Origin of the sequence: Buttiauxella cochleicola, assembly GCF_021282405.1 — a bacterium.
GTDB classification, from domain to species: Bacteria; Pseudomonadota; Gammaproteobacteria; order Enterobacterales; family Enterobacteriaceae; genus Buttiauxella; species Buttiauxella massiliensis.
The window spans coordinates 34,581-47,632 of sequence record NZ_JAJSOU010000016.1; the positions used below are offsets into that span (position 1 = coordinate 34,581).

The following is a 13,052-nucleotide window of genomic DNA, read 5'->3' on the forward strand; positions in this document are numbered from 1 at the left end:
CCAGAACAAAGGCAGAGATTATTCTCTGCCTTTGTTGTTTCTGCGTTCAAGACTTTAAACTCCCGCCAATCCCCGCTAGCATCAAATTATCCGCAGTCCCAATGAGATAAGTCTATTGAACCAGTGGCATTTTTTCCCGCGATCCTTACGTCAGCTCGTCATGATGGCCTTTTTGCTGGTGCTGGTTCCACTGTTGGTTCTGGCATGGCAAGCCTGGCAAAGCCTTAATGCGCTCAGCGATCAGGCTGCGTTAACTAATCGCACCACGCTGGTGGATGCTCGCCGCAGTGAAGCTATGACAAACGTTGCTCTGGAAATGGAACGTAGCTATCGCCAATATTGTGTGCTGGATGATGCAACGCTTGAGACGGTCTACCAGGGGCAGCGAAAGCGTTACACGCAAATGCTCGAAGCGCATTCCGGTGTTTTGCCTGATAACCATCTTTATAAAGACCTCAGCCAGTCGTTAAACGACCTTGCCAACATACAATGCAAAAATAGCGGCCCAGATACCGCTGCTGCTGCACACCTTGAGAACTTCGCGGCCAAAAATGCTGAGATGGTACAAGCGACACGCGCGGTGGTGTTTTCCCGTGGACAGCAACTTCAACAAGAGATTGCCGAGCGCGGACAGTTCTTTGGCTGGCAGGCGCTGGTATTATTCCTGTTGAGCTTTGCATTGGTCATTATCTTTACGCGCATGATTATCGGCCCGGTGAAAGGTATCGAGAAGATGATTAATTTACTCGGTGAGGGGCGTTCATTGGGTAATTCGGTATTGTTTAAAGGGCCGAGGGAACTACGTTCTGTTGGGCAGCGAATTGTCTGGCTCAGTGAGCGCCTTTCCTGGCTTGAGTCCCAGCGCCACGAATTTTTGCGCCATATTTCCCACGAATTAAAAACACCGCTAGCCAGTATGCGTGAAGGTACCGAATTGCTTGCCGATCAGGTTGTTGGGCCGCTGACCACCGACCAAAAAGAGGTGGTGGAAATTCTTGATAACAGTAGCCGCCACTTACAAAAATTGATTGAGCAGTTACTGGATTACAACCGTAAACTGGCAGATGTCCCACTCGAGATGGGTAAAGTTGAACTGGCACCACTGGTGGATGTCATTATTGCCTCTCACAGTTTGCCTGCACGGGCTAAAATGATGCGTACCGAGTGTGATATTAGCCCGGTTGCTTGTCTGGCGGAGCCGATGTTGTTAATGAGCGTGCTGGATAATCTCTATTCCAATGCGGTGCACTATGGGTCTGAATCCGGTACCATTTATCTACGAAGCTCGCAGGTGGGTCACTTGCTCTATATTGATGTGGGTAACACAGGTGACCCCATTCCGTCCGCGGAGCGAGAGATGATCTTTGAACCTTTTTATCAGGGAAGCCACCAGCGTAAAGGTGCAGTTAAAGGTAGCGGCCTGGGATTGAGTATCGCCCAGGATTGTATCCGTCGTATGCATGGCGAATTGCACCTGATTGATGATGAAACGGCAGATGTCTGCTTCCGAATCGAGTTACCTGTCTTTCCCGAGAACAAATAAAAAATGAAAGCGACTATTTTTCACGTGTTGCGTAACGGCTTAATCCCATGCCTACGCAGCCCAGTTTCAATTCGCCCGCTGTCCGCATTACTTGTGCCATTACTATTGGCGAGCTGTGTTCAGAATACTGTGCCAAAAGATGTTAAACACCCACAACTAGCGGAAGAGCCGGAACAGCAACTGGCCGATTACTTGTCTACGGAGTGTGAGGATATCTGGCAAAACCAGAGCCATGACTCAATGAGTAACCCTCTCTATTGGCTTCGGGCGATGGATTGTGCGGAGCGTTTAGCGCCGATTCAGGCGCGGGCTGAAGCACGTCGCTGGCCATCTGATAGTTGGCGCGACACGTTCAAAAGAGGGATTTTGTTGGCGAATGCCAAAATTAGCCCAACCGAGCGCCGCCGTTACATGGTTAAGCTGGATACGATGACGACAGAAGTGCCTTCACAGGTGCGCTCGTTATTCCAGGTCTGGCGTGATGGGCAAGCGTCATTGCTGGCGCTGTCAGATGAACGTACCCGCTACAGCAAACTACAACAGTCGTCAGACAACGAGCTGGATACGTTGCGTGAACAACAGCAACGTCTCAGAGGCCAGCTCAGCCTGACGACTCGCAAACTGGAAAACCTGACGGACATCGAACGCCAGCTTTCCAGCCGCAAACCTGCCGGTGCTGAGTTGCCGGACAATACCAAGCCCGCGCAGGAGGCGAAACCATGACGCAACGTAAGCCTGCAAGACTCCTGTTGGTCGATGACGATCCAGGCCTGCTTAAACTTCTCGGTATGCGCCTGACCAGTGAAGGTTATACCGTTTCCACCGCGGAAAGTGGTGCTGAAGGGTTACGTCTCCTGGGACGAGAAAAAATCGACTTAGTGATTAGCGACCTGCGGATGGATGAAATGGATGGCATGGCGTTGTTTGCCGAAATCCAGAAAGCACAACCGGGAATGCCGGTTATCATTCTGACCGCTCACGGTTCTATTCCGGATGCCGTGGCCGCAACACAGCAGGGCGTATTTAGTTTCTTGACTAAACCAGTTGATAAAGATGCGCTCTACAAGGCGATTGACGATGCTCTCGAGCATACGGTCACTGCCGGTGATGATATGTGGCGCGACACTATTGTTACACGCAGCCCGACGATGCTGCGCTTGTTGGATCAGGCGCGCATGGTGGCCCAGTCGGATGTCAGCGTGCTGATCAACGGGCAAAGTGGGACCGGTAAAGAGATCCTTGCGCAGGCTATTCACAACGCTAGTCCGCGCAGCAAGAAGGCATTTATCGCTATCAACTGCGGCGCGTTGCCGGAACAGTTGCTGGAATCCGAACTGTTTGGTCATTCACGCGGCGCATTTACTGGCGCGGTCAGCAGCAGAGAAGGGCTGTTCCAGGCCGCAGAAGGCGGCACGTTATTCCTTGATGAAATTGGCGATATGCCGATTCCTTTGCAGGTCAAATTACTGCGCGTGTTGCAGGAGCGCAAAGTGCGCCCGCTAGGCAGTAACCGCGATCTCGATATCGACGTACGTATTCTTTCCGCTACCCACCGCGATTTACCCAAAGCGATGGAGCGCGGTGAGTTCCGTGAAGATCTGTTTTACCGTCTGAACGTGGTGAGCCTGAAGATCCCGGCCCTGCAAGAACGCGCGGAAGATGTGCCTTTGCTGGCGAATCATTTATTACGTCAGTCAGCCGATCGCCATAAGCCATTTGTTCGTAGCTTTTCGACCGATGCAATGAAACGCCTGATGGCGGCAAGTTGGCCTGGCAATGTGCGCCAGTTGGTTAACGTGATTGAACAGTGCGTTGCCTTGACATCCGCTCCCGTTATCAGCGAAGCGCTGGTTCAGCAGGCTCTGGAAGGTGAGAATACTGCGCTGCCTACTTTCGTTGAAGCACGTAACCAGTTTGAGCTGAACTATCTGCGAAAATTGCTGCAAATGACCAAAGGCAATGTGACCCAGGCGGCACGTGTAGCGGGGCGCAACCGTACCGAATTCTACAAATTACTCTCACGCCATGAACTCGATGCCAATGACTTTAAAGAGTAGTTTGTGGTAGTTTGAAGCCACGATTACTGTAACCAGGCAGCACACTTGAGTTGTGCGGGAACCGGAAATACCATGAAAAAAATTGATGCGATTATTAAACCGTTCAAACTGGATGACGTGCGCGAAGCGCTGGCAGAAGTTGGCATCACCGGCATGACGGTAACTGAAGTTAAAGGTTTTGGTCGTCAGAAGGGGCACACCGAACTGTACCGTGGTGCCGAGTACATGGTGGATTTCCTGCCAAAAGTAAAAATTGAAATTGTCGTAACTGACGACATCGTTGATACCTGCGTGGACACCATTATCCGTACTGCGCAAACCGGTAAAATCGGCGATGGTAAAATCTTTGTCTTTGATGTGGCGCGCGTAGTGCGTATCCGTACTGGCGAAGAAGACGACGCAGCAATTTAATAATTGTATGTCGGATGTCGCTTGCGCTAATCCGACATACAAAAAGCAGTCCCACGGTGGATTAGCGCGAGCGACATCCACCGTGTTTTTTGATCACATCACTTTATGCGGACCAAAACATTCATAATGAATCCGGTCTTGCTCAACACCCAACTTCACCAATTGCTCAGCAGCAAAACGCATAAAACTCACCGGGCCGCACAGATAAAACTGCATATCTGGCGCGCTGATTTTGCTCTCAAGTGCGACTAAATCCATCAGCCCTTCGCTATCAAATTTTGCCTGTGCACGGCAGCTTTCGGATGGTGTGCGATACCAGACGTGGCGCTCAAAGCGTGGCAACTGTTCACCCAGGTGATTCACTTCATCCGCAAATGCATGTACGTCACCATGTTCAGCCGCATGGAACCAGTTCACCTGCGCGCTATGGTCATTTTTCGCCAGCGTATCGAGCATTGCCAGCATCGGCGTTTGGCCAACCCCTGCTGAAATCAACGTAACCGGCGTTTGCGCTTTCACGTCCATAAAGAAATCACCGGCAGGCGCGGCCAGATGCACTTCATCGCCCACTTGTGCGTGATTGTGTAACCAGCTTGAAACCTGGCCTAAATCTTCACGTTTCACCGCAATGCGATAGCTTTTGCCATCTGGCTTGCGGGTCAATGAATATTGGCGAATCTCCTGATGCGGGAAGCCTTCAGGTTTGAGCCATACGCCAAGGTATTGGCCTGGTTGATAATCAGCGACCGGTTTGCCATCCAGCGGTTCAAATTCGAAGCTAGTGATAAGTGCGCTCTGCGGCTCTTTTGCCACAATCCGAAAAGCACGTGTCCCTTCCCAGCCGCCATTTTTCGCCGCGTTATCCTGGTAAATTTCAGCCTCACGGTTGATAAATACGCCAGCCAGAACACCGTATGCTTTGCCCCAGGCATCCAACACTTCCTGGCCCGGGCTAAACATTTCATCCAGCGTTGCTAACAGATGACCACCGACGATGTCGTACTGTTCCGGTTTGATCTGGAAGCTGGTGTGTTTCTGCGCGATTTTTTCTACCGCTGGTAGTAACACCGCCAGATTTTCAATATTGGTCGCATACGCACAGATGGCATTGAACAGCGCTTCACGCTGATCGCCATTGCGCTGGTTGCTCATATTGAAGATCTCTTTCAACTCGGGATTATGGCTGAACATGCGATCGTAAAAGTGCGCGGTAAGTTTTGGACCGGTTGCTGCAAGCAGGGGAATAGTCGATTTCACTGTAGCGATGGTTTGTGCATCAAGCATGGTGTTTCTCCATTTTCGGGCAGGTTTTCTAATTGATGTATTTTAAATGCATCTTATAAAACTCGCCGCCAAAATAAAAGTACTACATTGTAAATGGATACTTACTGAGTCGATTCGGCTCACAGAACATGAAATTTCTGCATGTTGATGATGAATTAATATCCGCAGAAATAGCTTGCCACTTTTGGCTTCAAACCCTTGCTGGATGCCGAGCCAATCGTTTGCGTAAAAACCTCTGTCAAGACCTATCACCTGATACCAATTCGGTTTACACTGTTGCCCGTTGTTTGAGAGAGCCCTCAAAGCTGTTCGAATTTTTACTGTTAGCTGAGTCTGGAGATGCGAATGTTAAAACGTGAAATGAACATTGCCGATTACGATGCCGATTTATGGCAGGCCATGGAGCAAGAAAAAGTACGTCAGGAAGAGCACATTGAACTGATCGCCTCCGAAAACTACACCAGCCCACGCGTGATGCAGGCTCAGGGTTCTCAGTTAACCAACAAATACGCTGAAGGCTACCCAGGCAAACGCTACTACGGCGGTTGCGAATACGTTGATGTGGTTGAACAACTGGCTATCGACCGTGCAAAAGAGCTGTTCGGCGCTGATTACGCTAACGTGCAACCGCACTCCGGTTCACAGGCTAACTTCGCGGTATACACCACTTTGCTGGAACCAGGCGACACCGTTCTGGGTATGAACCTGGCACACGGTGGCCACCTGACTCACGGCTCCCCGGTAAACTTCTCCGGCAAGCTGTACAACATCGTTCCTTATGGTATCGATGAAAGCGGTCATATCGACTACGCAGATCTGGAAAAACAAGCTAAAGCCCATAAGCCGAAAATGATCATCGGTGGCTTCTCTGCTTATTCCGGCGTGGTTGACTGGGCAAAAATGCGTGAAATCGCAGACATGGTTGATGCCAAACTGTTCGTGGACATGGCACACGTTGCTGGCCTGATTGCCGCGGGCGTTTACCCGAACCCGGTTCCACATGCGCACGTTGTTACAACGACTACGCACAAAACTCTGGCAGGCCCACGCGGTGGTTTAATCCTCGCGAACGGCGGCAGCGAAGAGCTTTATAAGAAACTGAACTCCGCTGTGTTCCCTGGTGCGCAGGGCGGCCCACTGATGCATGTCATCGCGGGTAAAGCTGTTGCACTGAAAGAAGCAATGGAACCTGAGTTCAAAACTTACCAGCAGCAAGTTGCTAAGAATGCAAAAGCAATGGTTTCTGTGTTCCTGGATCGCGGTTACAAAGTGGTTTCTGGCGGTACTGACAACCACCTGTTCCTGCTGGATCTGGTTGATAAAAACCTGACCGGTAAAGAAGCTGATGCTGCATTGGGTCGCGCGAATATCACCGTGAACAAAAACAGCGTGCCAAACGATCCGAAGAGCCCGTTTGTGACTTCTGGTATCCGTATCGGTACTCCAGCGGTAACTCGCCGTGGCTTCAATGAAGCAGACGTTCGCGAACTGGCTGGCTGGATGTGTGATGTGCTTGATAGCATCAACGACGAAGCTGTTATCGAACGCACCAAGCAAAAAGTTCTCGATATCTGCGCACGTTTACCTGTGTACGCTTAATATCGTCTGACATTGAAACCCCGGCTTGCCGGGGTTTTTTTATTCCTGCTCGTTATTACATCTCATTTAACGCGACTTCTGCGTACAAATACCCAATCCCCATGACTTGCTGTGGCCTGCTTAATTGCCCAAAACTAATCTGTGTGGCATTCATCTTTAATGAGTCGCCGTGATCAAATGGATTGAATCCAATTTGCCTGTCGATAGTTGCGAGCCAGCTGTCACCAAAAGCACAGCTTCTACCATAAAACAGAATCTGATTGATATTCAGGATATTGAGGAAGTTGTACAGACTTAGCCCAATAGCGTTTGCGGCACTTTCGACCCAACGGCGTACTTGTTCATTGCCTTCGTGCCAGGCAGCAATAAGCTGTGTTGAGGTAATCGATTCAGGGTCGAGCTTAGGCGTTCCTGGTTGTGATTTTAACCATATGCGCGCCTGTTTTTTTAACGCACTTAACGAAGCTACTGTTTCCAGGCAACCATAGCGCCCGCAGTCACAAGCCATGCCGTCTGGGTTCACAATGGTGTGACCGATTTGCCCACTGCCATACAAACTGCCGCGATAAATCTGCCCGTTGATGACAAACGATGAACCAATTCCATAATCGACATTTATCACGCAGAAATCCTGGCGGTTTGCTGGATTTTGCCACTTTTCTGCCAGAGCTAGCATCACACAGTCGTTATCGACTCTTACCGTTACACCAAGCTTTTCCTCCAGCAGATATTTAATTTCTACCGGCTCACGCCACGGAGCCTGTGGCATGGTTTGCGAAACACCTGTCACAGGATCGACTTGTCCATGAATAGCCAGAGCGAGATTGATGACTTTTTTCGACCAGATTTTGCGTTGATTACGCCAGATGTTCTCAATAGCAGCCAGTAACGCCTGCGGTGCGGCGGCATTCACATGGATACGCTCAAATTCCCCTTGCGGTGAAAGCTGTGCGTCGCACAGTTGGCTTTCAATACTGGTGGGGGTGACATTCATGCACAGAATGAAATCGCCATCAGGTGGAATTTGGTAACTGCCGCTGTTAATGCCTCGGTTGCTGAGGTTTTCGCTGGAGTGGCTCAGTTTGCCATCGCTCACCAACTCCTCAAGGATCTTACTCACCGCTGGAATGGACAGCCCGGTGTACTGCGCAAACTGCGATTTACTTAGCCGCTTATGCTGCCAAACCAGTTTCATAATCGTCTGGCGGTTAAGTTGGCGCACGCGTTGATTATTCAGCCCTGAATTATGCATTTCACTAAACCCCGTTAACTTTATTGTGTGAGCATTAAGCGCTCTAAGCCGTAATGAGTTCTCTACACTGCAAACATAACGTATTTCACTGTTATTTGTTTACTGGAGAGGCGAAATGTACGGAGCCGTTAGCGTCTGGCAAGAGACGATTGCTTTACCCACCTGGACTACCGGTGCGGAAGACCCGAATCCTATGTTTCTGGAGAACCGTGTCTATCAGGGATCTTCAGGTGCTGTTTATCCTTACGGTGTTATTGACACACTTACTGGCAATCGCGAGATGCGTGATTACAACGCGGTGTGGATTGAGAACGACTTTATCCGCGTAATGTTATTGCCTGAGCTGGGAGGCCGTATTCATCGCGCCTACGACAAAGTGATGGAGCGCGACTTTGTTTACTACAACGAAGTGGTGAAACCAGCTTTGGTTGGACTGGTCGGGCCGTGGATTTCCGGTGGTATCGAATTTAACTGGCCGCAGCACCATCGGCCAACCACGTTTATGCCGGTAGATGTGACTTTCCAGAAACATGAAAACGGTGCGCAAACCGTCTGGCTCGGTGAAGTTGAGCCAATGCGCGGCCTACAAGTGATGACCGGCTTTACGCTATATCCAGAAAAAGCGCTGATTGAAATTACCGGAAAAGTATTCAATGGCAACGCCACGCCGCGTCATTTCCTGTGGTGGGCGAACCCCGCGGTAAAAGGCGGTGATGATCACCAAAGCGTATTCCCGCCCGATGTCACGGCGGTATTCGATCACGGTAAACGCGATGTTTCCGCTTTCCCGATGGCCCACGGCACTTACTACAAAGTTGATTATTCCGCAGGCGTGGATATCTCGCGCTACAAAAATATCCCGGTACCAACCTCGTATATGGCGGATAAATCAGATTACGATTTTGTTGGCGCCTACCATCATGGCGAGCAGGGCGGTTTATTACATATTGCGGACCACCATGTTTCACCGGGTAAGAAACAATGGTCATGGGGAAACTGTGATTTCGGCCAGGCCTGGGACCGTAATCTAACCGATGAAAATGGTCCTTATATTGAGTTGATGACCGGTGTGTTTACCGATAATCAGCCCGATTTCACCTGGATTGCCCCTTACGAAGAAAAAGTCTTCGTCCAAAACTTCCTGCCATACAGCCAACTTGGCACTTTGCAAAATGCCAACACTCAGGTGGCGATAAAACTCGAACGTCTCAACGGTGAACTACATCTCGGCGTGTACGCCATTGCGCCGTTGGTTGGTGTGACGCTGGAAGTTGAATCGGCAGGAAACACACTGTGGAAAACCACGCTTTCTCTGCAACCGGCGCAGGCGTGGCAAGAAACGGTCAACGACACCTGGCCGCAGCGCCTGACGCTCAATCTGCGTGATGCGCAGGGCTCACTCATTCTCAGCTATTGCGAACATGTCCCTGAAGATTTACCACTTCCACAACCAGCAAGCGTGCCCGCTAAACCGCATGACATCACCAATTGTGATGAGCTGTATTTTATCGGACAACATTTGGAGCAATACCTCCATGCCAGTCGTTCAGCATTAGATTATTACCAGCGAGCGCTGGCATTAGATCCCGAGGATTACCGCTGCAACGTGGCGCTCGGCCAGCTTGAATTTAACCGTGGCAACTGGGAACTTGCTGAACAGTACGCAGATGCGGCATTGAAACGCGCACATCGTCTGAATAAGAACCCGCAAAACGGTGACGCAAGTATGTTGCGCGGTGCTGCCAAAGAGAAGCAGGGCGAGCTCGATGGCGCATTTGATGATTATTTCAAAGCAAGCTGGAGTGGCAACTGCCGCGATGCAGCATTCTACGCGCTGGCACGTCTGGCGCTGCGTAAGGAGGAGGCTTCTCAGGCACTGACTTTGGTAAACCAAAGTCTGAAATTTAATGCCAGCAATAACCTGGCGATGGGGCTGAAAGCGTTGGCACTGCATCAAACGTGTGAATCACAAAAAGCACTCGACTGGATTGCGCAGCAGCTTGAGGAATACCCGCTGAGCTATGTTCTGCACTACGCTCGCTGGACCATCACGCAAAGTGAAACGGACCGCGCCGAACTGCTGCGTGTCACTGGCAAACGCGGCGTGAACGCATGTGTGTTAGCTGGCTGGTTGGTGAGTATTGGTAAAGACTCGGCGGCGAAAGATCTACTCAAAGTGCTCGATTCGCAAGAAGCGATGCCGCTGTTATGGCGAGCTTCTCTTGAAACTGACCACGCCCTGCAACATGCGTTTGTGCAGCAGGCGCAGGAACGCTTTGCTCGTAAAGTGCGCTTCCCAAATACCCTGGATGAAGTGCAAATGCTGCAACGACTGCCACACGACGGTTTTGCGCAATACCTGCTCGGCTGTTTCTGGTACAGCAAACGCCGGTATAACGAGGCGGTTGCCTGTTGGCAATTTGCCGCGCAACAACTTCCCGAGTTTGCTGCAGTACAGCGTGTGTTGGGGATTCATGCCTGGAATAAAACACACGATTTAAGGCTCGCCGAAAGCTATCTGCAACGAGCGGTTGAACTTGAGCCCGATAACGCCCGCTTCCTGTTTGAACTCGATTATCTGCAAAAACTTAACGGGCGCGCTACCGAGACGCGTTTGGCGAATCTCGCAGCTCGTCGTGATGTGGTACTTAAACGCGACGACCTCACCGCTGAATTGTTGAGCTTGTGGAATATTCACGGTGAAACTGATGCGGCGGCGCAAGTCCTGGCACGGAGAAAGTTCCATCCTTGGGAAGGTGGTGAAGGCAAAATCACCGGGCAGTATCTGATTAACCTGCAATACCGTGCGCTGGAGTGCATTGCCAATAAACAGTTTGGCGAAGCAGAAGAGTTACTTCAGCAAGCGCTCAGTTACCCGGAGAACTTAGGTGAGGGGCGTTTAGTTGGCCAGAGCGATAACGATATTTGGTATCTGCTCGGCTGGTGTGCACAGCAACTCCAGCAGCCGGAGCGTGCTCAGCTTTATTTTGAACGTGCGCTGGAAGGGGGCTCCACTCTGGAAGCCGGACGTTACTACAACGACCAACCCGTCGATTACCTGTTCTACCAGGCGATGGCGCTGGTGCGCACAGGTGACAAAGAGCAGGCTCAACAGCAATTCCGTAGCTTTATTACCTGGGCTGATACGCACTTTAACGACCCGTCTGAACCCGATTTCTTCGCCGTATCGCTGCCAGATTTGGTCGCGCTGGATGGTGATCGTCAGACTGCACACCAGCAACACTGCCTGTTTGTCGCAGCCCTTGGGCATCTGGGATTGGGGGAACACTCCGAGTTCGAAGCAGCATTGAAAGCTTTACTGTCACAAAACCCGGCACACGACAAAGCGCACTTGCTGCATTTGGCAATGCAGCGCGGCGTCTTTGCCTGAGCGCTGAAATAACAATAAACGGCGGGAGATAAATCCCGCCTCCTCTGTATCTCTACAAAGTGAGGAATAACAATGAAAACTGTGCAGACACAACTACGCATGGGGTATGTATGGACTATCTGTCTGGTGGCCGCCTGTGGCGGTTTGCTATTCGGATATGACTGGGTGGTAATTGGTGGTGCTAAACCCTTCTACGAAGCTTACTTTTCAATAACCGATCCCGCTCAGTCCGGCTGGGCGATGAGTTCCGCATTGGTAGGTTGTATTTTCGGCGCGCTGATTTCCGGCTGGTGTGCAGACCGGTTCGGGCGCAAAACACCGCTTATCATGTCGGCGATACTGTTTACTGCATCGGCCTGGGGTACGGCGATGGCCAGTAACTTCGATATGTTTGTGGTTTATCGCATCGTCGGTGGCGTGGGGATTGGTCTCGCATCAGCATTAAGCCCGATGTATATCGCGGAAGTGAGCCCGGCTGAAAAACGCGGCAAGTTTGTTGCTATCAACCAGCTAACCATTGTGATTGGCGTACTGGCAGCACAGCTTATTAATCTATTGATTGCCGAACCGGTTGGTACCGCGGCGACCATGCAGCAAATTACTGAAAGCTGGAACGGGCAGGTGGGCTGGCGCTGGATGTTTGGTGCAGAACTGGTTCCGGCGCTGGCGTTTTTAGTGCTGATGTTCTTTGTCCCTGAATCGCCACGCTGGCTGGCACGTGCCGGGAAAAATGAACGCGCTCACCAGATGCTTAAACGCATCGGTAACCAGAAATACGCCGACGACACCCTGAATGATATTTTGCAAACGCTGAACAATGACACGCAAAAAGTCTCCTGGAGTGCGCTGTGGCAGCCGCAGGTCAAGCCGATCATTATCATCGGTATGGTGCTGGCTGTGTTCCAGCAGTGGTGCGGGATTAACGTGATATTTAACTATGCGCAGGAGATTTTTGCCTCCGCAGGTTTTGATATCAACAGCACGCTGAAATCCATAGTCGCGACGGGTTTGATTAACCTGATCTTCACCCTCGCCGCACTGCCGCTGGTGGACAAAATTGGCCGCCGCAAGCTGATGCTGTTTGGTGCTGCGGGTTTGACCATCATCTATGCATTAATTGGTGCAGCATATGGTCTCGGTATTATGGGGCTGCCGGTGTTGATCCTCGTTCTGGCGGCGATTGCGATTTATGCTCTGACATTGGCACCTGTTACCTGGGTTCTGCTATCAGAAATTTTCCCTAACCGTGTGCGTGGTCTGGCGATGTCCTTAGGCACCCTGGCGTTATGGGTTGCCTGTTTCTTGCTGACGTATACCTTCCCGTTATTGAACGCCAGTCTCGGGGCTGCGGGTAGTTTCCTGTTATATGGCGTGATTTGTGCGGCAGGCTTTGTCTATGTGCGCCGTTATGTTCCGGAAACTAAAGGCGTGAGCCTGGAAGCGCTGGAAAAACGTATGGCAGACCAATACGGTGCAGCGGCAAAAGTGCGTGCTGAAAGAGCGGCGCACTGAGTT

Annotated in this window: 9 protein-coding genes; 7 read left to right on the top strand and 2 right to left on the bottom strand. The window is 51.0% G+C overall.

Features of this window, described 5'->3' with window-relative positions:
• The first annotated feature begins 160 nt into the window (after window positions 1–160).
• From LVQ79_RS18760 to glnB, 4 genes are all read left to right on the top strand, one after another.
• The gene (locus tag LVQ79_RS18760) at window positions 161–1,543 is read left to right on the top strand and encodes a sensor histidine kinase (protein ID WP_151995837.1); all 1,383 of its coding nucleotides are present in this window, start codon (window positions 161–163) and stop codon (window positions 1,541–1,543) included.
• Window positions 1,544–1,546: 3 nt separating this feature from the next.
• Complete coding sequence (gene qseG / locus LVQ79_RS18765; RefSeq protein WP_232866066.1) at window positions 1,547–2,266, top strand: two-component system QseEF-associated lipoprotein QseG; 720 nt, start codon at window positions 1,547–1,549, stop codon at window positions 2,264–2,266.
• Window positions 2,263–3,600 (top strand): two-component system response regulator GlrR, encoded by a 1,338-nt coding sequence (glrR, locus tag LVQ79_RS18770; protein WP_064513100.1) that lies wholly within the window; start codon window positions 2,263–2,265, stop codon window positions 3,598–3,600. The genes qseG and glrR overlap by 4 nt, the downstream gene beginning before the upstream one ends.
• Window positions 3,601–3,672: 72 nt before the next feature.
• Window positions 3,673–4,011, top strand: a complete 339-nt coding sequence (gene glnB, locus LVQ79_RS18775; protein WP_002438074.1) for a nitrogen regulatory protein P-II — start codon at window positions 3,673–3,675, stop codon at window positions 4,009–4,011.
• Window positions 4,012–4,104: 93 nt separating this feature from the next.
• On the opposite strand, the gene hmpA is transcribed toward glnB, so the two are convergent.
• Window positions 4,105–5,295, bottom strand: a complete 1,191-nt coding sequence (gene hmpA / locus LVQ79_RS18780; RefSeq protein WP_232866067.1) for an NO-inducible flavohemoprotein — start codon at window positions 5,293–5,295, stop codon at window positions 4,105–4,107.
• A gap of 345 nt (window positions 5,296–5,640) precedes the next feature.
• Between hmpA and glyA the strand changes: the two genes are divergently transcribed.
• Window positions 5,641–6,894 (top strand): serine hydroxymethyltransferase, encoded by a 1,254-nt coding sequence (gene glyA, locus LVQ79_RS18785; protein ID WP_154152297.1) that lies wholly within the window; start codon window positions 5,641–5,643, stop codon window positions 6,892–6,894.
• Between the two features lie 55 nt (window positions 6,895–6,949).
• On the opposite strand, the gene LVQ79_RS18790 is transcribed toward glyA, so the two are convergent.
• Window positions 6,950–8,146, bottom strand: coding sequence for an ROK family protein (locus LVQ79_RS18790; protein WP_232866069.1), 1,197 nt, complete (start codon window positions 8,144–8,146; stop codon window positions 6,950–6,952).
• A 115-nt stretch (window positions 8,147–8,261) separates the two neighbouring features.
• On the opposite strand from LVQ79_RS18790, the gene LVQ79_RS18795 reads away from it, so the two are divergent.
• Window positions 8,262–11,537 carry a DUF5107 domain-containing protein gene (locus LVQ79_RS18795; RefSeq protein WP_232866071.1) on the top strand — a complete coding sequence of 1,092 codons (3,276 nt, stop codon included), beginning with the start codon at window positions 8,262–8,264 and terminating at the stop codon, window positions 11,535–11,537.
• Window positions 11,538–11,609: 72 nt separating this feature from the next.
• Window positions 11,610–13,049, top strand: a complete 1,440-nt coding sequence (locus LVQ79_RS18800; protein ID WP_232866073.1) for a sugar porter family MFS transporter — start codon at window positions 11,610–11,612, stop codon at window positions 13,047–13,049.
• Window positions 13,050–13,052: the final 3 nt, after the last annotated feature.